The 20559-nt window shown below is 58.9% G+C and carries 19 protein-coding genes; 15 read left to right on the top strand and 4 right to left on the bottom strand.

From position 1 onward, the window contains the following. Window positions 1-51 precede the first annotated feature (51 nt). The 7 genes from minD to AC0ZWN_RS20665 all read left to right on the top strand — a co-directional run bounded on the left by minD (window position 52) and on the right by AC0ZWN_RS20665 (window position 7267). Window positions 52-864, top strand: a complete 813-nt coding sequence (gene minD / locus AC0ZWN_RS20695; RefSeq protein WP_007913953.1) for a septum site-determining protein MinD — start codon at window positions 52-54, stop codon at window positions 862-864. Then, window positions 864-1118: a cell division topological specificity factor MinE gene (minE, locus tag AC0ZWN_RS20690; RefSeq protein ID WP_003223146.1), complete on the top strand. Its 255-nt coding sequence runs from the start codon at window positions 864-866 to the stop codon at window positions 1116-1118. Before minD ends, minE begins: the two co-directional genes overlap by 1 nt. A 90-nt stretch (window positions 1119-1208) precedes the next feature. Further along, entirely contained in the window at window positions 1209-1844 is a 636-nt protein-coding gene (locus AC0ZWN_RS20685; RefSeq protein ID WP_007960625.1) for an RluA family pseudouridine synthase, read from the top strand. Between the two features lie 178 nt (window positions 1845-2022). Further along, entirely contained in the window at window positions 2023-3312 is a 1290-nt protein-coding gene (locus AC0ZWN_RS20680) for a M18 family aminopeptidase (RefSeq protein ID WP_476336323.1), read from the top strand. Window positions 3313-3460: 148 nt separating this feature from the next. Continuing rightward, window positions 3461-3637 (top strand): hypothetical protein, encoded by a 177-nt coding sequence (locus AC0ZWN_RS20675; RefSeq protein ID WP_016773747.1) that lies wholly within the window; start codon window positions 3461-3463, stop codon window positions 3635-3637. Between the two features lie 77 nt (window positions 3638-3714). Then, on the top strand, window positions 3715-5868 hold the full coding sequence (locus AC0ZWN_RS20670; RefSeq protein ID WP_476336322.1) for a mechanosensitive ion channel domain-containing protein: 2154 nt from the start codon (window positions 3715-3717) through the stop codon (window positions 5866-5868). Between the two features lie 64 nt (window positions 5869-5932). After that, window positions 5933-7267: an amidohydrolase gene (locus AC0ZWN_RS20665; RefSeq protein WP_476336320.1), complete on the top strand. Its 1335-nt coding sequence runs from the start codon at window positions 5933-5935 to the stop codon at window positions 7265-7267. A gap of 509 nt (window positions 7268-7776) precedes the next feature. Here AC0ZWN_RS20665 and AC0ZWN_RS20660 read toward each other — a convergent pair. Further along, window positions 7777-8490, bottom strand: coding sequence for a UTRA domain-containing protein (locus AC0ZWN_RS20660; RefSeq protein ID WP_064121017.1), 714 nt, complete (start codon window positions 8488-8490; stop codon window positions 7777-7779). A 351-nt stretch (window positions 8491-8841) separates the two neighbouring features. On the opposite strand from AC0ZWN_RS20660, the gene AC0ZWN_RS20655 reads away from it, so the two are divergent. The 6 genes from AC0ZWN_RS20655 to AC0ZWN_RS20630 all read left to right on the top strand — a co-directional run bounded on the left by AC0ZWN_RS20655 (window position 8842) and on the right by AC0ZWN_RS20630 (window position 14200). Further along, window positions 8842-9909 carry an ABC transporter substrate-binding protein gene (locus AC0ZWN_RS20655; RefSeq protein WP_077571761.1) on the top strand — a complete coding sequence of 356 codons (1068 nt, stop codon included), beginning with the start codon at window positions 8842-8844 and terminating at the stop codon, window positions 9907-9909. 181 nt (window positions 9910-10090) lie between these two features. Then, window positions 10091-10897, top strand: a complete 807-nt coding sequence (locus tag AC0ZWN_RS20650) for an alkaline phosphatase family protein (RefSeq protein ID WP_476336318.1) — start codon at window positions 10091-10093, stop codon at window positions 10895-10897. A gap of 5 nt (window positions 10898-10902) precedes the next feature. Further along, the gene (locus tag AC0ZWN_RS20645) at window positions 10903-11739 is read left to right on the top strand and encodes an ABC transporter permease (protein WP_476336370.1); all 837 of its coding nucleotides are present in this window, start codon (window positions 10903-10905) and stop codon (window positions 11737-11739) included. Beyond that, window positions 11726-12526, top strand: a complete 801-nt coding sequence (locus AC0ZWN_RS20640) for an ABC transporter permease (RefSeq protein WP_007916333.1) — start codon at window positions 11726-11728, stop codon at window positions 12524-12526. Before AC0ZWN_RS20645 ends, AC0ZWN_RS20640 begins: the two co-directional genes overlap by 14 nt. After that, the gene (locus AC0ZWN_RS20635; protein WP_099758418.1) at window positions 12523-13512 is read left to right on the top strand and encodes an ABC transporter ATP-binding protein; all 990 of its coding nucleotides are present in this window, start codon (window positions 12523-12525) and stop codon (window positions 13510-13512) included. Before AC0ZWN_RS20640 ends, AC0ZWN_RS20635 begins: the two co-directional genes overlap by 4 nt. A gap of 34 nt (window positions 13513-13546) precedes the next feature. Then, window positions 13547-14200 carry an HAD family hydrolase gene (locus AC0ZWN_RS20630; protein ID WP_116256616.1) on the top strand — a complete coding sequence of 218 codons (654 nt, stop codon included), beginning with the start codon at window positions 13547-13549 and terminating at the stop codon, window positions 14198-14200. Between the two features lie 145 nt (window positions 14201-14345). Here the strand turns inward: AC0ZWN_RS20630 and AC0ZWN_RS20625 are convergent, their stop codons facing one another. After that, entirely contained in the window at window positions 14346-15308 is a 963-nt protein-coding gene (locus tag AC0ZWN_RS20625) for a zinc-binding dehydrogenase (protein ID WP_257357809.1), read from the bottom strand. Between the two features lie 138 nt (window positions 15309-15446). Between AC0ZWN_RS20625 and AC0ZWN_RS20620 the strand changes: the two genes are divergently transcribed. Further along, window positions 15447-17531, top strand: coding sequence for a carboxy terminal-processing peptidase (locus AC0ZWN_RS20620; protein ID WP_257357807.1), 2085 nt, complete (start codon window positions 15447-15449; stop codon window positions 17529-17531). Between the two features lie 133 nt (window positions 17532-17664). Continuing rightward, window positions 17665-19455 (top strand): bifunctional diguanylate cyclase/phosphodiesterase, encoded by a 1791-nt coding sequence (locus tag AC0ZWN_RS20615; protein ID WP_460090235.1) that lies wholly within the window; start codon window positions 17665-17667, stop codon window positions 19453-19455. A gap of 43 nt (window positions 19456-19498) precedes the next feature. On the opposite strand, the gene AC0ZWN_RS20610 is transcribed toward AC0ZWN_RS20615, so the two are convergent. Beyond that, on the bottom strand, window positions 19499-19876 hold the full coding sequence (locus AC0ZWN_RS20610; protein ID WP_093441580.1) for a hypothetical protein: 378 nt from the start codon (window positions 19874-19876) through the stop codon (window positions 19499-19501). After that, on the bottom strand, window positions 19873-20559 hold a 687-nt coding region (locus AC0ZWN_RS20605; RefSeq protein ID WP_476336315.1), incomplete at its 5' end, for an RHS repeat-associated core domain-containing protein. The genes AC0ZWN_RS20610 and AC0ZWN_RS20605, both read right to left, overlap by 4 nt.

Genomic DNA, 20559 nt, shown 5'->3' with positions numbered 1-20559 from the left:
GAGATGTTTTTCAGGGGCTAAAAAGTCCTTCTTCCTTAGGGGTGAAACACCTTGGCCAAGATTCTCGTGGTTACATCCGGCAAGGGTGGTGTGGGTAAGACCACCACCAGCGCCGCTATCGGTACCGGCCTCGCACTGCGCGGCCACAAAACAGTGATCGTCGACTTCGACGTGGGCTTGCGTAACCTTGACCTGATCATGGGTTGCGAGCGCCGCGTGGTGTATGACTTCGTCAACGTGGTCAACGGCGAAGCCAACCTGCAACAGGCCCTGATCAAAGACAAGCGCCTGGAAAACCTCTACGTACTGGCCGCCAGTCAGACCCGCGACAAAGACGCGCTGACTGTCGAAGGCGTGGAAAAAGTCCTGATGGAGCTCAAGGAACAATTCGAGTTCGTCGTCTGCGACTCCCCGGCGGGCATCGAGAAAGGTGCTCACCTGGCCATGTACTTCGCTGATGAAGCGATCGTCGTGACCAACCCGGAAGTGTCCTCGGTACGAGATTCGGACCGCATGCTGGGCCTGCTGGCCAGCAAATCGCGTCGTGCCGAACGTGGCGAAGACCCGATCAAGGAACACTTGCTGATCACTCGCTACCATCCAGAGCGTGTTGAAAAGGGCGAAATGCTGGGCGTTGAAGACGTCAAGGAAATCCTCTCGGTAACCCTGCTCGGCGTGATCCCGGAATCCCAGGCGGTGCTCAAGGCATCCAACCAGGGCGTCCCGGTGATTCTCGACGACCAGAGCGATGCCGGTCAGGCCTACAGCGATACCGTCGACCGTTTGCTGGGCAAAGAAAAAGCCCACCGTTTCCTCGATGTCGAGAAGAAGGGATTCTTCGAGCGCCTGTTTGGAGGTAGGTAATGAACCTTTTTGACTTCTTTCGTGCCAACAAAAAGCCAAGTACCGCCTCGGTAGCGAAAGAGCGTCTACAGATCATCGTGGCGCATGAGCGCGGCCAGCGCAGCACGCCGGATTACTTGCCAGCCTTGCAGAAGGAACTGGTCGACGTGATCCGCAAGTACGTCAACATCGGCAACGACGACGTACATGTTGCACTGGAAAGCCAGGGCAGTTGCTCGATTCTGGAACTCAACATCACCCTGCCTGATCGCTGAGTCGATCCGGCAGGTACGACGGCGGTTCAGGGCCATCCCCATGCGGGATGGCCCTGAACCGCCGTTGGCATTTGTTACGAGGCTGTTTTAATGCCGCTGTCCAACATCCGCATCATCCATCAGGACGCCGCCGTGCTGGTGGTCGACAAACCGACGTTGCTGCTCTCGGTGCCCGGTCGCGCTGACGACAACAAGGATTGCCTGATTACCCGCCTGCAGGAAAACGGCTACCCCGAAGCGCGCATCGTCCATCGCCTGGACTGGGAAACCTCCGGCATCATTTTGCTGGCGCGTGATGCCGATACGCATCGCGAACTGTCACGGCAGTTTCATGACCGCGAAACTGAAAAGGCCTACACCGCACTGGCCTGGGGTCAGCCGGAACTGGACAGTGGCAGCATCGATTTGCCCTTGCGTTACGACCCGCCGACCAAACCGCGCCATGTCGTCGACCACGAATTCGGCAAGCATGCGCTGACCTTCTGGCGTGTGCTGGAGCGTTGCGGTGACTGGTGCCGCGTTGAGCTGACACCGATCACCGGCCGCTCGCATCAGTTGCGCGTGCACATGCTGTCGATTGGGCATCCGCTGCTCGGTGACGGGCTCTACGCCCACGAGCAGGCGCTGGCGGCATGGCCACGCCTGTGCCTGCACGCGAGCATGCTCAGCTTCACCCACCCGCAAACCGGCGAACGCCTGCGCTTCGAGTGCCCTGCGCCGTTCTGACAAGCACCACCGAACCCATGTGGGAGCGAGCCTGCTCGCGAAAGCGATTGATCAGTCAGCATCAATGTTGAATGTAATACCGCTTTCGCGAGCAGGCTCGCTCCCACAGGGATCCGGTGCAGATTCAATTCCCCGGCCGATGCGTTAAACTCCCGCCCACTGCTGTCTGGAGTTTCTTATGCGCGAAGAGTTGAACCAAGGCCTGATCGACTTTCTCAAGGCCTCCCCTACCCCGTTCCACACCACCGCCAGTCTGGTGCAGCGTCTGGAGGCTGCCGGTTTCGTGCGCCTCGACGAGCGCGAGCCATGGACCACCGAGCCAAACGGCCGCTATTACGTCACCCGCAACGACTCCTCGATTGTCGCGATCAAAATGGGCCGCACTTCGCCACTGCACGGCGGCATCCGCCTGGTCGGCGCGCACACCGACAGCCCGTGCCTGCGGGTCAAGCCGCAACCGGAACTGCAGCGTCAAGGCTTCTGGCAACTGGGTGTTGAAGTCTACGGCGGTGCCCTCCTGGCGCCGTGGTTCGACCGTGATCTATCGCTGGCCGGCCGCGTGACCTTCCGCCGCGACGGCAAGGTTGAAAGCCAGTTGATTGATTTCAAGGCGCCGATCGCGATCATTCCCAACCTGGCGATTCACCTCAATCGTGAAGCCAATCAGGGCTGGGCGATCAACGCGCAGACCGAACTGCCACCGATCCTCGCGCAATTCGCCGGTGACGAGCGCGTCGACTTCCGCGCCGTGCTCACCGATCAACTGGCCCGCGAACATGGCTTGAACGCCGACGTCGTGCTCGATTACGAGTTGAGTTTCTACGACACGCAAAGCGCTGCAGTGATCGGCCTCAACGGCGACTTCATAGCCGGCGCGCGCCTCGACAACCTGCTGTCGTGCTACGCCGGCCTGCAAGCCTTGCTGACCGCCGAAACCGACGAAACCTGCGTGCTGGTGTGCAACGACCACGAAGAAGTCGGTTCCTGCTCGGCCTGCGGCGCCGATGGCCCGATGCTCGAACAAACCCTGCGTCGTCTGCTGCCGGAAGGTGACGAGTTCGTCCGCACCATCCAGAAGTCCCTGCTGGTCTCGGCCGACAACGCCCACGGCGTGCACCCCAACTACGCGGAAAAGCACGATGCCAACCACGGCCCGAAACTCAACGCCGGCCCGGTGATCAAGGTCAACAGCAACCAGCGCTACGCCACCAACAGCGAAACCGCCGGGTTCTTCCGCCATCTGTGCATGGCCGAAGAAGTGCCGGTACAGAGCTTCGTGGTGCGCAGCGACATGGGCTGCGGCTCGACCATCGGCCCGATCACTGCCAGCCACCTCGGTGTGCGCACTGTCGACATCGGCCTGCCGACCTTCGCCATGCACTCGATCCGTGAGCTGTGCGGCAGCCATGATCTGGCGCATCTGGTCAAAGTACTGAGCGCGTTCTACGCCTGCCGCGAATTGCCGTAACCATTCGGGACCACTTGTTCGCTGTAGGAGCTGCCGAAGGCTGCGATCTTTTGATTTTGTTTTGAAGATCAAAAGATCGCAGCCTTCGGCAGCTCCTACACACAAAGCCGCCTAGACTTACATCATTCATTTCGACAAGGCAGTCTCCATGATCTCGATGTCTTCGTTCCACGCCATGCTCATTCCGATTCTGAGCGGGATGATCCTGCTGGCGATCGGCTTCAACTTCCGTGACAAGAACGCCGGTGTGTTCGCCATGTGGATCGGCATGCTGATGATCCTCGCCACGGTGGTGTACAAGATCCTCGCCAAACTCAACGAATAAATCCGCGCCCGGCTCGCATTGAATGGGTGGGCCTCGTACACTCCAGCGAATCCGCCCCTTGCGAGGTTGACCGCCTAGTGTTCGCTCGTCTTTTTGCTTTGCCCAGTCTGTTCCTTGTCTGCCTGATGACCCTGCTGCCGTTGGCGCCCGCCCACGCGGTCGGCTTGCCTGGTCTGCTCAACACCAACAAGGCCCAGCCAGAAGCCCAGGAGCCGCTCGGCCAGTCCCTCGACGAAGTCATCAAGTCGCTGGAAAACGACAAACAACGCGCGCAACTGCTGACTGATCTGAAGAAGCTGCGCGACGCCACCAAAAAGGCCCAGGTCAGCCCCGAAGAAGGCGTGCTCGGCTTGATCGGCGGCACCTTGTCCAACTTCGAAAAACAATTCACCGGCGCCGACAGCCCGCTCAACCGCTGGGGCAACGAGTTCGATCTGGCCAAGGACGAACTGAGCGCGATGACGCTGCCGGCCAACGAATGGCTGCCGATCATCTTCGGTTTCGCCATGATCCTGATGGTCTGGAGCCTGCTCGCCGCCGCACTGATCTGGCTCAGTCACCGGGTACGCATGCGCTTCGGCCTCACCGAAGAACTGCCGCAACACCCCAAGGCTCTCGACATGCTGCGCTTCGCTTTACGCAAGCTCGGGCCGTGGCTGATCGCTTTGGTAATGACCGTCTACATGAGCTACGCGCTGCCGTCGTCACTGGGCAAAAGCCTGGCGATGGTGCTGGCCTATGCGCTGGTGGTCGGCACCTGTTTCTCGGCGATCTGCGTGATCGCGTTTTCCCTGCTCGACGGCCCGCACCGCCATCGTGCACTGTACATCCTGCGTCATCAGGCGTTCCGGCCGCTGTGGCTGATCGGCAGCTTCGCCGCGTTCGGTGAAGCGTTGAACGATCCGCGCCTGATCGAAAGCCTCGGCGTGCATCTGGCCCACACCGCTGCAACCATCGCCAATGTCCTCGCGGCAATCTCGACCGGCCTGTTTATCCTGCGTTTCCGCCGGCCGATCGCGCACTTGATTCGCAACCAGCCGCTGTCACGACGCCTGACCCGCCGCGCCCTCAGCGATACCATCGAAATCCTCGGCACCTTCTGGTACGTGCCGGCGCTGGTGCTGGTCGGCATCTCGCTGTTCGCCACGTTCGTCTCCGCCGGCGACACCAGCACCGCACTGCGCCAGTCGCTGATCTGCACCGTGCTGCTGGTGTTGTGCATGGTGATCAACGGCCTCGTGCGCCGTCATTCACTCAAACCGCAACGCGGGCCGAAACGCCACGCGCTGTACTCCGAACGTCTGAAAAACTTCTTTTATACCCTCGCGCACCTGCTGGTCTGGCTGGTCTTTATCGAACTCGGCCTGCGCGTCTGGGGCCAGTCGTTGATCGGTTTCGCCGAAGGTGAGGGGCATGATGTCAGCGTCAAACTGTTCAGTCTGATCGGCACACTGATTTTCTCCTGGCTGATCTGGATCCTCGCCGACACCGCGGTGCACCACGCCCTCACCCGCTCGCGCAAAGGTCTGGCGAATGCCCGTGCGCAAACGATGATGCCGCTGATCCGCAACGTGCTGTTCGTGGCGATTTTCATCATTGCGTTGATCGTCGCGCTGGCCAACATGGGCATGAACGTCACGCCACTGCTGGCCGGTGCCGGTGTGATCGGTCTGGCCATCGGTTTCGGTGCGCAGTCGCTGGTAGCGGACCTGATCACCGGCCTGTTCATCATCATCGAAGACTCGCTGGCCATCGATGACTACGTCGACGTCGGCGGCCACCTCGGCACTGTCGAAGGCCTGACCATCCGCACCGTGCGCCTGCGCGATATCGACGGCATCGTCCACACCATCCCGTTCAGCGAAATCAAAAGCATCAAGAACTACTCGCGGGAATTTGGCTACGCAATCTTCCGCGTGGCGGTGCCGTACAACATGGAAATCGACGACGCGATCAAACTGATGCGCGAAGTCGGCCAGAAGATGCGCACCGATCCGCTGCAACGGCGCAACATCTGGTCGCCGCTGGAGATTCAGGGTGTCGAAAGTTTCGAGTCCGGCAGCGCGATCCTGCGCGCCCGGTTCAAGACCGCGCCGATCAAACAATGGGAAGTGTCTCGAGCCTTCAACCTGTCGCTCAAACGCCATCTCGATGAAGCCGGACTCGATCTGGCAACGCCGCGCATGAGCGTGCAAGTGATCACTGCCGGTGGCGGTCAGCCGAAGGAATAGCACTCAGGCGCGCGGTTGCAGTCACAGGCAGGGAAGCCCGACAACAATAATCAAGGAGAACCCGATGCAACTGACGCGCATTGCCCAAGCCGTTCTACTCACCCTGTTCGCCAGCCACGCTGGCGCCGCGACATTGGAAAGCACCCGCACAACGATCGCCGAACAGGCGCAAAAACTCGAACCGGAACTGCTGGAAACCCGCCGCGACATCCACGCTCATCCAGAACTCGGCAACACGGAAAAACGCACCGCCGAGCTGGTCGCCAAACAACTCAAAGCCATGGGCCTGGAAGTCAAAACCGGCGTCGCCCGCACCGGCGTGGTCGCCGTCCTCAAAGGCGCCCTCCCCGGCCCGACCGTGGCCCTGCGCGCCGACATGGACGCGCTGCCGGTCAAGGAAGTCTCCGACCTGCCGTTCGCCTCGAAAGCCAAAGGCACCTACCTCGACAAAGAAGTCGACGTCATGCACGCCTGCGGCCACGACGCCCACACCGCTATCCTGCTGAGCACGGCGAAAATTCTCACGGGCATGCGCGACACCTTGCCCGGCACCGTGCTGTTCTACTTTCAGCCTGCCGAAGAAGGCCCAAGCGACTTCATCCCCGACGGCAAGAACACCTGGGGCGCGAAAATGATGATCGAGGAAGGCGTGATGAAATCACCGAAACCCGACGCCGTTTTCGGCCTGCACGTCTGGGCCGGTGTCCCCGCCGGCCAGATCGCCTACCGCCCAGGCGCCACCCTGGCCAGCTCCGACGACCTGCGCATCAAAATCCTCGGCAAACAGACCCACGCCGGCCGCCCATGGGACGGCATCGACCCGATCACCGTCGGCGCGCAAACCATCGTCGGCCTGCAAACCGTGGTCAGCCGCCGCACCGATATCTCGTCTTATCCGTCAGTGGTCAGCATCGGCACCATCAACGGCGGGACGCGCTACAACATCATTCCCGAATCCGTCGACATGACCGGCACGATCCGCTCCTACGACTACGGCATCCGCCAGAAACTGCATGCCGACGTCCGCCAGACCGTGGAAAAAATCGCCGAAAGCGGCGGCGCCAAAGCCGACGTCACCATCATCGAAAAATACGACCCGACCATCAACAACCCGGCACTGACGGAAAAAATGCTGCCGACGTTGAAGTGGGCGGCCAAGGATGATGTGGTGAATGCACCGCTGGTGGGTGGCGCGGAAGACTTCTCGTTCTTTGCCAAGGAAGTGCCGGGACTGTTTGTGTTTCTCGGCGTGACGCCAAGAGACCAGGACATGAGCAAGGCAGCGCCGAATCACAATCCGGGGTTCTTTGTCGATGAGTCGGCGCTGGTGGTAGGCGTGAGAACATTGGCCTCGTTGGCGACGGATTATCTGTATGCCAATGCGGGGGCGGGCAAGTAGGAATGAGGTGACTGTGGGGGCGCCTTCGCGAGCAGGCTCGCTCCCACATTTGGACCGTGTGCAGCCTGTCAGAAACAGGTCGGCTGTCAGGGCGTCATCGCTGGCAGGTCGAACCGTCGCACCGCAGCGCCCACAGTTTTAATTTGCGAACACCCATGCGGCAAAGCCGCCCCACTCAACACAATGAGCGTTAGCTCGAGTACCGCTTTTGATCTTGATCCACGGGCGACGTCGGAAGGCTGAGTGGAGGGATTGATCCGGGCGTGGGAGCGCAGCGACCGTTTGGCGCAGCCAAACACAGCGAGAGGAGGTGCAGCGAAGCAAACCGTAGACGCTGCGCCCGGATCGATCCCGCAGCGAAGGAACCCCGAGCCCCAGCGAGCGGGCCGCACGCAGGAGCAAGCGTTTTTTTGCTTACTTTTTTTAGGCGTTTGTAAAAAAAGTGAGTCGCCGTAAGGGCGAAACCCTAAGCCGCCGTTACCGCAGCAACGGATATGCCCCCAAAACGATCAAACAACATCAACCCCAACGTGAATCGCATCATGCCGCCAAAACTCCAGATCACAATCAATCAACCGCTCATGCTGATCGTAATTGACCCGAGCAATCCGCAACCCCGGACTCCCCACCGACACCCTTAAAGCCGCCGCCGCATCCACAGACAATGACGTAGGCACAATCTCGAAGCGCACCCGCCCATAGTGCAAATCGTAATGCCGCGCATACAACTCGGTGATCGACTGATTCAAATCAAACTCAAGAATCCCCGGAAAAAACTGCGGATTCAAATAGTGCTCCACATACAACACCAACCGCCCATCAATCCGCCGTGACCGACAAATCTGAATCACGCTCGACAACGCCGGCAACTGCAACCACGCACACACCGCCGCCGACGCTGGCTGCAACCGTGCCGAAATAACCTCGGTCGACGGCACCCGCCCTTGCGCACTGACCATCGCGTGAAAGTGACTGCGCTGCATCAGGTTATAGGCCAGACGCGGCGGCGAGACGAACCAGCCACGGCGCTCCTCACGATAAATCTGCCCCTGCGCCTCCAACTGCAACAACGCCTCACGCACGGTAATCCGCGTCGTACCGAACAACTCACTGAGCTTGCGCTCGGCCGGCAACTTGCTGCCCGCCGCCAGCAACCCGTGGTCGAGTTGCTCTTGCAACACTTGGCCAATCGCTGTCACCGCTTTGGTTGCCTCATCGCGCATCAACGTTACCTATCTGGACTAGACCAGCACTGTTTCGGGGCAAAACCGCACGGCAATCGAGCCGTTTCCTGATGATGCAAGCCTAGGCAGTGCAGATGACCGAGAGATGACAAAACTACCGAACGGTCGTCTTCACGACTTGCAATACATCGGCCAAGTCCCTTGCTCTCCGGGCCTTTGAGCATGGTCTACGCTTATCTGGCAGCCGCCAATACCGGGCAAATAAAAGGCCCGCCGCAAGGCCGCCGACATCAAAGTGTCATCCAGCCCCCTTAAATTGGCTCAGGTATTGCTGACCTAGACCAACACACACCGCAATCGCAGCGTTGAACACGACCAAGGAGCTTCGGAATGAAACAGCTTTTCCTGGCAACACTGTTAGGCTCGACCATTGCAATGTGCACCTCCGCCATGGCGGCCGGCACCGATCTGAAAACCCTCGAAGCCGCTGCGAAAGCGGAAGGCGCCGTCAACAGTGTCGGCATGCCCGATGACTGGGCCAACTGGAAAGGCACTTGGGAAGACCTGGCCAAAACCTACGGCCTCAAGCACATCGACACCGACATGAGTTCCGCCCAGGAAATCGCCAAGTTCGCCGCCGAGAAAGACAATGCCAGCGCCGACATCGGCGACGTCGGTGCCGCCTTCGGTCCGATCGCGGTCAAGCAAGGCGTGGTGCAACCGTACAAGCCAAGCACCTGGGATCAGGTACCGGACTGGGCCAAGGACAAGGACGGCAACTGGGCACTGGCTTACACCGGCACCATCGCGTTTATCGTCAACAAGAAGCTGCTGCACGGCTCCGAAGTGCCGACCAAATGGGCTGACCTCAAGGGCGGCAAATACAAGGTCTCCATCGGTGACGTGAGCACCGCCGCACAAGCAGCCAACGGCGTACTGGCCGCAGCCCTGGCCAACGGTGGCGACGAGAAAAACATCAAGCCTGCCCTGCTGCTGTTCGCCGACATCGCCAAGCAAGGTCGCCTGTCGATGGCCAACCCGACCATCGCCACCATGGAAAAAGGCGAGATCGAAGTCGGTGTGGTTTGGGACTTCAACGGCCTCAGCTACAAAGCCAAGATGGCCAACCCGGATGACTACGTGGTGCTGATCCCGTCCGACGGTTCGGTGATTTCCGGCTACACCACCATCATCAACAAGTACGCGAAAAACCCGAACGCCGCCAAGCTGACCCGCGAATACATCTTCAGCGACGCCGGCCAGACCAACCTCGCTCGTGGCAACGCCCGCCCGATCCGCGCCGAGCACCTGCAACTGCCGGAAGACGTGAAGGCCAAACTGCTGCCGAACGAGCAGTACAAAAAGGTCACCCCGATCAAAGACGCCGATGCGTGGGAAAAAACTTCGAAAGCCCTGCCACAGCAGTGGAACGAGGAAGTCATCGTAGAGATGAAATAAACCGGCTTATCACTACTGCGTGATCTGTTGAAGATCCAAATGTGGGAGCGAGCCTGCTCGCGAAGGCGTCGTGTCAGTCGACATCAATGTTGAATGATCTGCCGCATTCGCGAGCAGGCTCGCTCCCACAGGGGATCTCGGCTGAATCTGAAATTTCCTGTTTCGCGGAGTTTTTGCCCCTATGAAGCACAACGTCATCCTTGTCGTGCTCGACGGCCTCAACTACGAGGTCGCACGTCACGCCATGGGGCATCTGCAGGCTTATGTTGGCGCAGGACGCGCCGCGCTCTATCAGTTGGAGTGCGAACTGCCGGCCCTGTCCCGACCGCTTTATGAATGCATCCTCACCGGCGTGCCGCCGATCGACAGCGGCATCGTCCACAACAACGTCTCGCGCTTGTCCAACCAGCGCAGCATTTATCACTACGCGCGCGACGCCGGTCTGAAAACCGCTGCGGCGGCGTATCACTGGGTCAGCGAGTTGTACAACCGCTCGCCCTTCGTCGCCGCCCGCGACCGCCACACCGACAATCTGTCGCTGCCGATCCAGCACGGGCATTTCTACTGGAGCGATCACTACCCGGATTCGCACCTGTTCGCCGACGCAGAAAACCTGCGCCTGCGCCACGATCCGGATTTCCTGCTGATCCATCCGATGAACATCGACGACGCCGGGCACAAACACGGCCTCGACTCTTCGCAATACCGCAACAGCGCGCGCTTCGCCGACATCATCCTCGCCGACTATCTGCAGAACTGGCTCGACGCTGGCTATCAGGTATTGGTGACCGCCGACCACGGCATGAACAACGATCGCTCGCACAACGGCCTGTTGCCGGAAGAACGCCAGGTGCCGCTGTTTGTCCTCGGTGACGCGTTCAGCCTCGACGCTGGCGCCGCACCCAAGCAGACCGAAATTTGCGGCACCGTCTGCGAACTGCTCGGCGTGCCCCACGACAAACCTGTGTGCCGGGAGTTGCTCAAGTGAACTCGATGATTCGCGGCAAATGGCTGGCGGCGCTGTGCCTGATGCCCTTCGCGCTGTTCTTTATCGTCTTTGAAATCGCCCCGCTGGTCTGGGTGATGATCAACAGCTTGCAATCGGAAGAGTTCGGCTGGGGTTTGGCCAACTTCAGCAAGATCTTCAGCTCGAAGTTCTATTTGCAGGCGATCCAGTACAGCCTCGAAATCAGTTTCTGGTCGAGTGTGTTCGGCATCATCATTGCCGTACTGGGTGCGTATTCCCTGCGCCGGGTCGATTCGAAACTGCGCAATTTCGTGAATGCCTTCGCCAACATGACCAGCAATTTTTCCGGCGTACCCTTGGCCTTCGCGTTCATCATCCTGCTCGGTTTCAACGGCAGCATCACCATCATGCTCAAGCAGTCGGGGATCATTCAGGACTTTAACCTGTACTCGAAAACCGGCCTGATCATCCTTTACACCTACTTCCAGATTCCGCTTGGTGTGCTGCTGCTCTATCCCGCCTTCGACGCCTTGCGTGAAGACTGGCGCGAATCTGCCGCACTGCTTGGCGCCAACGGCTGGCAGTTCTGGCGGCACATCGGTTTGCCAGTGTTGACCCCGGCGCTGCTCGGTACATTCGTGATTCTGCTGGCCAACGCCCTCGGCGCCTACGCCACGGTGTATGCGTTGACCACCGGCAACTTCAACGTGCTTCCGATCCGGATTGCGGCGATGGTCTCCGGCGACATTTCCCTCGACCCGAATCTGGCCAGCGCCCTGGCCGTGGTGTTGGTGGCGCTGATGACCATCGTCACCGTCGTGCATCAACTGCTGTTGAAGAGGAGCTACCATGTCTCGCGCTGAATCCGGCCCGGCCGGCCTCTACCACCGCGTCGTGGTTTATCTGTTGTTCGCCATCCTCTTGCTGCCACTCGTGGGCACGCTGGTTTATTCGATCGCCAGCAGTTGGTCAGCGACCATCCTGCCCAGCGGTTTCACCTTCAAGTGGTACATCCAGTTGTGGAGCGATCCACGTTTCCTTCACGCCTTCGGTCAATCGTTGCTGGTCTGCGTCGGCGCACTGGTGCTTTCAGTGGTGCTGATCCTGCCGCTGCTGTTCGTGGTGCATTACCACTTTCCGAAACTCGATGCGCTGATGAACATCCTCATCCTGTTGCCCTTCGCGGTGCCGCCGGTGGTGTCGTCGGTGGGACTGTTGCAACTCTACGGGTCCGGGCCGATGGCCATGGTCGGTACACCGTGGATCCTGATCGGCTGCTACTTCACCGTGGCGCTGCCGTTCATGTACCGGGCAATCACCAACAACCTGCAAGCGATCAACCTGCGCGACCTGATGGACGCCGCACAACTGCTCGGCGCCAGCACCTTTCAAGCGGCGTTTCTGGTGGTGCTGCCGAACCTGCGCAAAGGCCTGATGGTCGCGTTGCTGCTGTCGTTCTCGTTCCTGTTCGGTGAGTTCGTGTTTGCCAACATTCTGGTCGGCACGCGCTACGAAACCCTGCAGGTGTACCTGAACAACATGCGCAACAGCAGCGGCCACTTCACCAGTGCGCTGGTTATCTCGTATTTCTTTTTCGTGCTGGTCCTGACCTGGATCGCCAACATCTTGAACAAGGACAAAAGCGAATGAGCTATGTCAGCGTCCAACACCTGCAGAAAAACTACGCTGGCACGACCGTGTTCAGCGACATCAATTGCGAGATCAACAAGGGCGAGTTCGTCACCCTCCTCGGCCCGTCCGGTTGCGGCAAGTCCACCCTGCTGCGTTGCATCGCCGGCCTGACGCCGGTCGATGGCGGCAAGATCCTGCTCGATGGCGTCGATATCGTGCCGTTGAGTCCGCAGAAACGCGGGATCGGCATGGTGTTCCAGAGCTACGCGCTGTTCCCCAACATGACCGTCGAGCAGAACGTTGCCTTCGGTTTGCGCATGCAAAAGGTCAATGCCGACGACAGCCATAAACGCGTTTCCGAGGTGTTGAAACTGGTTGAACTGAACGACTTCGCCAGCCGCTATCCGCATCAACTGTCCGGTGGCCAATGCCAGCGCGTGGCCCTCGCCCGCTCGCTAGTCACACGTCCGCGTTTGTTGCTGCTGGACGAGCCGCTGTCGGCGCTCGATGCGCGGATTCGTAAACACTTGCGTGAACAGATCCGGCAGATTCAACGCGAACTCGGCCTGACGACGATTTTCGTCACCCATGATCAGGAAGAAGCGCTGACCATGTCTGACCGAATTTTCCTGATGAACCAAGGGAAAATCGTCCAGAGCGGCGACGCCGAAACCCTGTACACCGCGCCGGTCGATGTATTCGCCGCCGGCTTCATCGGCAACTACAACCTGCTTGATGCCGACGATGCATCAAAGCTGTTGCAGCGCCCGATCAACCACCGCATCGCCATTCGCCCGGAAGCCATCGAACTGAGCCTTGACGGCGAACTCGACGCGCAGATCCGCAGCCACAGCCTGCTTGGCAACGTGATCCGCTATCGCATCGAAGCCCGCGGCGTGGAACTGGTGGTGGATGTGCTCAACCGCTCGGCCGCCGATCTGCATCCCGACGGTCAGCGTCTGGCACTTTCCATCGATCCAACGGCCCTGTGTGAGGTAGCCTGATGACTTTGCTGACGTTGAAGAGAGAACTGCACTGATGGCCCTGGCAATTTTTGATCTGGACGAAACGTTGATCCACGGCGACTGCGCCACCCTCTGGAGCGAGCAGATGGGGCGCCTGGGCTGGGTCGATCCCGAATCGTTCATGCGCAAGAACAACGAGCTGATGGACGCCTACAGCCATGGCAAATTGCGCATGGAAGAGTACATGGAGTTCAGCCTCGAACCGCTGATCGGCCGTACGCCAGAAGAAGTCGATCATCTGGTCGGGCCGTGGGTGGAAGACTTTATCGAACCGATCATCTTCAGCGACGCGACCAAAACCATCGCCGCCCACCGTAAGGCAGGCGACCGGATTCTGGTGATCTCGGCGTCGGGCACGCATCTGGTCAAACCGATTGCCGAGCGCTTGGGCATCGATGAAATTCTGGGGATTGAACTGGAAGTCGCCCATGGCGTTTACAGCGGTCACACCGTTGGCACCCTGACCTACCGCGAAGGCAAGATCACCCGTTTGCTGGAATGGCTGGATGCTGAAGAGGAGAACCTTGAGGGCGCGAGTTTCTATTCCGACTCGCGCAATGATCTGCCGCTGTTGCTGAAGGTGGATTTCCCACACGTGGTCAATCCGGACCCAGTGCTGCTGGAACACGCGGAAAAATCCGGCTGGCCGATCCATCTCTGGAAATGACAAAGATTTAATCTGCAGTTGAAGGCTGACATCCCATACCTGAGTTCAACTTGATGCCCCAGGTCGATGTAGCCCGGCAGAACAACTCAGTCAGTCCCCTCTCCCTTTGGGAGAGGGTTAGGGTGAGGGGCTTTTTGCCTTGATCTCAGCTCAGACTTTCGTCAATCACCAACACCAGTTTGCCAGCCACCTTGTTGCTCGCCAGCTCCGCAAACGCCGCCTCGGCATCCTTCACCGCAAACGCCTTGGCCAACTGCGGACTCAAGCGCCCTTCCGCAAACAACGGCCACACCTGCTGACCCAGATCACTCAACAGGTCCGCCTTGAACTGATCGTCACGACTGCGCAACGTCGAGCCCAGCAGTTGCACACGCTTGGCCAAGACCTGCGCCAGATCCAGTTTGGCCTCACGGCCGCCCATCAAACCGATCAACACCCAGCGCCCATCGAGCGCCATCAGTTTGAGGTTCAGTGCCGAATAATTGCCGCCGACCGGATCGAGAATCACATTGAACGGCCCGAAATCACGCAGGCTCTCCAGATCATCAGTGCGCACCACCCCGCCCTGCGCACCGAGTGCTTCGCAGTAAGCCAGACGCTCGGCCGAACCGACGCTGACCCAGCACGGATTGCCGAACGCCTTGCACAACTGAATAGCGGCTGAACCGATTCCACTTGCGCCGGCATGCAGGAGAACTTTCTCACCCGGTTTGAGCGCCGCAAGTTGAAACACATTCAGCCAGACTGTTGCATAAACCTCAGGCAATGCGGCGGCCTCGATCAGCGAGACGCCTTCGGGAACCGGCAGCACGTGCCGCCCGTCGACGACCACCTCTTCGGCCATCCCGCCCCCGGCCAACAAGGCGCAAACCCGATCACCGACCTGCCACGCACTCCCCGCGCCGACCTCGCTGATCACCCCGGAGCACTCAAGACCGAGCACTTGGCTGGCCCCTGGTGGTGGCGGATAAAGCCCCGCTTTCTGTAATAAATCAGCGCGATTAAGGCCCGCTGCCGCCACTCGGATGCGGACTTGTCCTACATCGCACGTAGGACTCGGCTCTTCAACCCATGCCACTTGACCGTCAACGCCTTGCAATGCCTTCACAGTGCCTCCATAGTGAGTCTGGACTGAGCCCGAAGCTGTAGCGCCGGGCTTTTTGCATTATGCGACCGGCTCTCGTAGAACCGGCGACTTCAAAGACGGCCTAATATGCGTTATCAATTGTCCCCGCGTCGAATCAGCATGAAGCATTTGCTCCCCAGCACCGCCCTCGCTCTTTTCATCGGTATCGGTTTGTTGCCGGTGTCGGGCACTACATTCGCAGCCAACAGCTGGGACAAGTTGCAGCCTGATCGCGATGAAGTCATCGCCAGCCTGAACGTCGTCGAGTTGCTCAAGCGTCACCACTACAGCAAGCCGCCGCTCGACGATGCGCGCTCGGTGATCATCTACGACAGCTACCTCAAGCTGCTGGATCCGTCGCGCAGCTACTTCATGGCCAGCGACATCACCGAATTCGACAAGTGGAAGACCCAGTTCGACGACTTCCTCAAAAGCGGCGACCTCAACGCCGGGTTCACCATCTACAAGCGCTATCTGGACCGCGTCAAGGCGCGTCTGGACTTCGCCCTTGCCGAGCTGAACAAAGGCGTCGACAAGATGGACTTCACCACCAAGGAGACCTTGCTGATCGATCGCAAGGACGCACCTTGGCTCAAATCCACCGCTGAACTCGACGACCTGTGGCGCAAACGCGTCAAGGACGAAGTGCTGCGGATGAAGATCGCCGGCAAAGAGCCGAAGCAGATCCAGGAAACCCTGACCAAGCGCTACAAGAACCAGCTGGCGCGCCTGGACCAGACCCGTCCGGAAGACATCTTCCAGGCGTACATCAACACCTTCGCCATGTCGTACGATCCGCACACCAACTATCTGTCGCCGGATAACGCGGAAAACTTCGACATCAACATGAGCCTGTCCCTCGAGGGCATCGGTGCCGTGTTGCAAAGCGACAACGACCAGGTCAAAGTCGTGCGTCTGGTGCCGGCAGGCCCGGCTGACAAGACCAAACAGGTTGCCCCGGCCGACAAGATCATCGGTGTTGCCCAAGGCAACAAAGAGATGGTCGACGTGGTCGGCTGGCGTCTGGACGAAGTGGTCAAACTGATCCGTGGTCCGAAAGGCACCGTGGTGCGGCTGGAAGTGATTCCGGCGAGCAATGCGCCGAACGACCAGACCACCAAGATCGTGCCGATCACCCGTGAAGCAGTGAAGCTTGAAGACCAGGCAGTGAAGAAATCCGTGCTCAACCTGAAACAGGACGGCAAGGACTACAAACTCGGCGTGATCGAGATTCCAGCCTTCTACCTCGACTTCAAGGCGTTCCGCGCTGGTGATCCGGACTACAAGAGCACCACTCGCGACGTCAAGAAACTGCTGACCGAACTGCAGAAAGACAAAGTCGACGGCGTGGTCATCGACCTGCGCAACAACGGCGGCGGTTCCCTGCAGGAAGCCACCGAGCTGACCAGTCTGTTTATCGACAAGGGTCCGACCGTCCTCGTGCGTAATGCCGATGGCCGTGTCGACGTCCTCGAAGATGAAAACCCGGGCGCGTTCTACAAAGGTCCGATGGCGTTGCTGGTCAACCGCTTGTCCGCCTCGGCTTCGGAGATCTTCGCCGGCGCCATGCAGGACTACCACCGCGCACTCATCATCGGTGGCCAGACCTTCGGTAAAGGCACCGTGCAGACCATTCAGCCGCTGAACCATGGCGAACTGAAGCTGACTCTGGCCAAGTTCTACCGGGTTTCCGGTCAGAGCACCCAGCATCAGGGCGTGTTGCCGGACATCGACTACCCGTCGCTGATCGACACCAAGGAAATCGGCGAGAGCGCACTGCCGGAAGCCATGCCGTGGGACACCATCCGCGCAGCGATCAAACCGGCGGCCGATCCGTTCAAGCCGTTCCTGGCGCAGCTCAAGTCCGAACATGACACGCGCACCGCCAAGGATGCCGAGTTCGTGTTCATCCGTGACAAGCTGGCTCTGGCGCAGAAACTGATGGAAGAAAAAACCGTCAGCCTCAACGAAGCCGAGCGCCGTGCCCAGCACAATGACATCGATGCCAAGCAACTGACGATGGAAAACATCCGTCGCAAGGCCAAGGGCGAAGAGCCGCTTAAAGAGCTGAAGAAAGAAGACGAAGACGCTCTTGCGGCCGCTGACCCGGATAAGGTCAAACCGGAAGACGATGCCTACCTGAGCGAAACCGGGCGCGTGCTGCTGGATTACCTGAAGCTGAGCAATCAGGTGGCCAAGAAGTAAGGTGATGGCAATTTAGTGCTGACGATCCCCGGATCGTCATCAAACAGTCATCATTCTGTCGTGCAATAAAGGACTGGGAGCCATTCTCTTCATCGAGAACGCTCCCAGTCCTTTTTTATCGCCAGAGATTGCCATGACCACGACCGAACAGCTGAGTGCCTTGAGCTCGATCCTGACTCAAAGCGGTTTACACAGCCTGTTCCAACCGATCATTTGTCTCTCGGAACGGCGCATTCTCGGCTACGAAGCGCTCACGCGCGGCCCTTCCAACAGTCCTCTTCACTCGCCGATCGCACTGTTCGCCGTGGCCCGTCAGGCCGGGCGTTTGAGCGAGCTGGAAATCGCCTGCCGCCAAAGCGCTTGCCGTCGCTTCAACGAGCAACAACTGCCGGGCAAACTGTTCCTCAACGTCTCGCCGGAATCCTTGCTTGAAGCCGCCCACCAACCGGGGCGCACGTTGCAGCTGCTGCAGGATTTCGGCATTCCGCCGAGTCAGGTGGTCATCGAGCTGACCGAACAGACACCCATCGACGATTTCCAGTTGCTGCAAACCGCCTTGCATCACTACCGGGCCATGGGTTTTTCCATTGCACTGGATGATCTCGGTGCCGGCTATTCAAGCCTGCGTCTGTGGTCGGAGCTGCGCCCGGATTACGTGAAGATCGATAGACACTTCATCGATGGCATTCATCAGGACGCATTGAAGCGTGAGTTCGTCGGCTCGATTCTGCAAATCGCCAAAGCCTCTCGCGCGCTAGTCATCGCCGAAGGCATCGAGCTGCCGGAAGAGCTCGCGGTGCTGACGGAAATGGGGGTCGATCTGGTGCAGGGTTACTTGCTCGGTCGTCCTCAGGAACATCCGCCCCGCGACGCCCGCGCCTTGATGCCCAAACACGACAGCAGCAGCGTTGCGCTGAATGACGAAGGCAGCGACCTCAGCGCCCTGCTAAACGACCAACCGGCCGTGCATCGCGACACACCGACCGCCAACGTACTGGAGGCCTTCCGCCGCCAGGCCAACCTCAACTCACTGGCGGTACTCGACGAACAAGGCCAACCCTGCGGCATCGTCCACCGCCACTCGTTGTCGGATGCCCTGCTCAAACCGTTCGCCACCGACCTGTTCGCGCGTAAACCGATCAGCCGCCTGATGAACGACGATTTCCTCGCCGTGGAAATGAGCCAGTCACTGCAACAGGTCAGCCGCCTGATCACTAGCCGCGCGCGGCAACGCATCGAAGAAGACTTCATCATTACTCTTAACGGCGGCTACCTGGGTCTTGGCCGGGTGATCGACGTACTCAAACTGATCACCGAGCTGAAAATTCAACAGGCGCGGTATGCCAATCCGCTGACTTTGTTGCCGGGGAATGTGCCGATCCAGCAATGCCTGACGCGGTTGCTGCAGCAGGGGCGCGAGTCGGTCATCTGCTACGTCGACATCGACAGTTTCAAACCCTTCAACGACATTTATGGCTACGGGCGCGGCGACGAAGTCCTGCTGTGTCTGGCGCAATGCCTCAACGAGCGCGTCGACCCGAGCCGCGACTTCGTTGGCCATATTGGCGGCGACGACTTCCTCCTAGTTCTCGGCCCGGAAGACTGGCGCAAACGTCTTAATCAACTGCTTGATGATTTCCAGAGTCAGTGCCGACGTTTCTACCGCCCTGAACACCTTGAGGCTGGCTGCTTCATCGCACCGAATCGTCAGGGAGTGCGGCAGGAGTTTCCGCTGTTGTCGCTGTCCATCGGCGTGGTGCATCTACACCCCGAGGCCTGCGCACAACTCGATGCCAGTCAACTCGCGGAAATGGCTTCCCAGGCGAAGCATCATGCGAAGAATATTCCGGGGTACAGCGTGCATGTGATTGACAGTCTTGCCGCGCCCGACCTGCGCCAATCGCAGCTAATTGGCCAATGTTGACTCCTGAAAGCTGTCAAACCCTCAGGCCGCGCGAAGAGGCAGCTCAATCAAATTTGTTTACTGGGTCAACCTTTAGATTTTCGATTTGATACCTCAATAAACAACTCAACAAAACCTGCATAAACTGCCGTTGATCCTCTACATCATCATCGAAATAGGTGGTGATTTTCGTGAATACCGCATCAAAGTCATCATCGACGTCCAAATAGTGTTTCAACGTTTCAACACACCACTCGCGCTCTTCAACGCTATAAGAGAGAAACTCAGGTTTCATAAGAATATCGAATAGCTCGGCAAGCTCCTTCTTATCATTCACGTTCTTTGAAACAATGATTTTTTCACGAGCGTCGTCGTCAGTATTTTCTATATCAAATAGAAACAGCAGACCACGCAAAACAAAATACTCAGGTTTACGTTTCATTCCATAAAATCCGTATAAGAGGTTATCGGCTTGCCGGCTCTATCAAGAATTACTACCGCATGTGTTTGCTGTCCGTAAATGACTCCCCCCCTCTTGTATCCTTCACCTACAATTTTGCCCATATTCATTGGCTCCTTCGACGCGATTTGTCCGTTCCGCCTAAAAATAAGCTGGGCACGATGTATGGCGTTCAGTTGGTCTCGATTACTAAAAAAGTGAGTGGCTGCACTGGGAATTTTTGGCTGCCCTGCTCGCCTTCCGTTGGTGTAAAGCTCTATGACTCCGGTCGATGGATTTCTTCCCGTCACTGAACGTTCTTGCTGAGAGGCCAATGTGGTTTGTTTGCCATGTTTTTCTACGAAGTGTGCGCCTGGTGTGGCTTTCTCCATTTCATCCAAACGCCTAAAAGCATTTGCCTCCGCCAAGTCATCAATCCTCGCTCTACGCTCCTGCGCCGTCATCTTCGGTAGCGCGGGCTCACCCTCGTCAACCTTAGCCCCACCAATACCGCCGGGCACCTCACAACCCGGCTTATTCGGCGGCGGGCAGTTCGACGTCAACCCCAACGGATCCACCCACCCCGTCGGATTCGGCACGTACTGGTACTGATTCAACCCACCGGCCAACTTGATCGGGTCCGGCGTCAGATACCGCCCCAACCGGGGGTCGTAATACCGATGCCG

This window comes from Pseudomonas sp. 3B-A001-10F (assembly GCF_056313565.1).
The sequence above is the reverse complement of the archived record's forward strand: the minus strand, read 5'-3'. Positions and strand labels throughout refer to the sequence as shown.

Bases quoted from the DNA above. Each gene is read 5' to 3' on its own strand.
- AC0ZWN_RS20655 (WP_077571761.1), top strand. From the start codon at position 8,842: ATGAAACAGCTTTTCCTGGCAACACTGTTAGGCTCGACCATTGCAATG.
- AC0ZWN_RS20665 (WP_476336320.1), top strand. From the start codon at position 5,933: ATGCAACTGACGCGCATTGCCCAAGCCGTTCTACTCACCCTGTTCGCC.
- AC0ZWN_RS20660 (WP_064121017.1), bottom strand. From the start codon at position 8,490: ATGCGCGATGAGGCAACCAAAGCGGTGACAGCGATTGGCCAAGTGTTG.
- AC0ZWN_RS20620 (WP_257357807.1), top strand. From the start codon at position 15,447: ATGAAGCATTTGCTCCCCAGCACCGCCCTCGCTCTTTTCATCGGTATC.
- AC0ZWN_RS20680 (WP_476336323.1), top strand. From the start codon at position 2,023: ATGCGCGAAGAGTTGAACCAAGGCCTGATCGACTTTCTCAAGGCCTCC.
- AC0ZWN_RS20640 (WP_007916333.1), top strand. From the start codon at position 11,726: ATGTCTCGCGCTGAATCCGGCCCGGCCGGCCTCTACCACCGCGTCGTG.
- AC0ZWN_RS20650 (WP_476336318.1), top strand. From the start codon at position 10,091: ATGAAGCACAACGTCATCCTTGTCGTGCTCGACGGCCTCAACTACGAG.
- AC0ZWN_RS20645 (WP_476336370.1), top strand. From the start codon at position 10,903: ATGATTCGCGGCAAATGGCTGGCGGCGCTGTGCCTGATGCCCTTCGCG.
- AC0ZWN_RS20610 (WP_093441580.1), bottom strand. From the start codon at position 19,876: ATGAAACGTAAACCTGAGTATTTTGTTTTGCGTGGTCTGCTGTTTCTA.
- AC0ZWN_RS20635 (WP_099758418.1), top strand. From the start codon at position 12,523: ATGAGCTATGTCAGCGTCCAACACCTGCAGAAAAACTACGCTGGCACG.
- AC0ZWN_RS20675 (WP_016773747.1), top strand. From the start codon at position 3,461: ATGATCTCGATGTCTTCGTTCCACGCCATGCTCATTCCGATTCTGAGC.
- AC0ZWN_RS20615 (WP_460090235.1), top strand. From the start codon at position 17,665: ATGACCACGACCGAACAGCTGAGTGCCTTGAGCTCGATCCTGACTCAA.
- minE (WP_003223146.1), top strand. From the start codon at position 864: ATGAACCTTTTTGACTTCTTTCGTGCCAACAAAAAGCCAAGTACCGCC.
- AC0ZWN_RS20630 (WP_116256616.1), top strand. From the start codon at position 13,547: ATGGCCCTGGCAATTTTTGATCTGGACGAAACGTTGATCCACGGCGAC.
- AC0ZWN_RS20685 (WP_007960625.1), top strand. From the start codon at position 1,209: ATGCCGCTGTCCAACATCCGCATCATCCATCAGGACGCCGCCGTGCTG.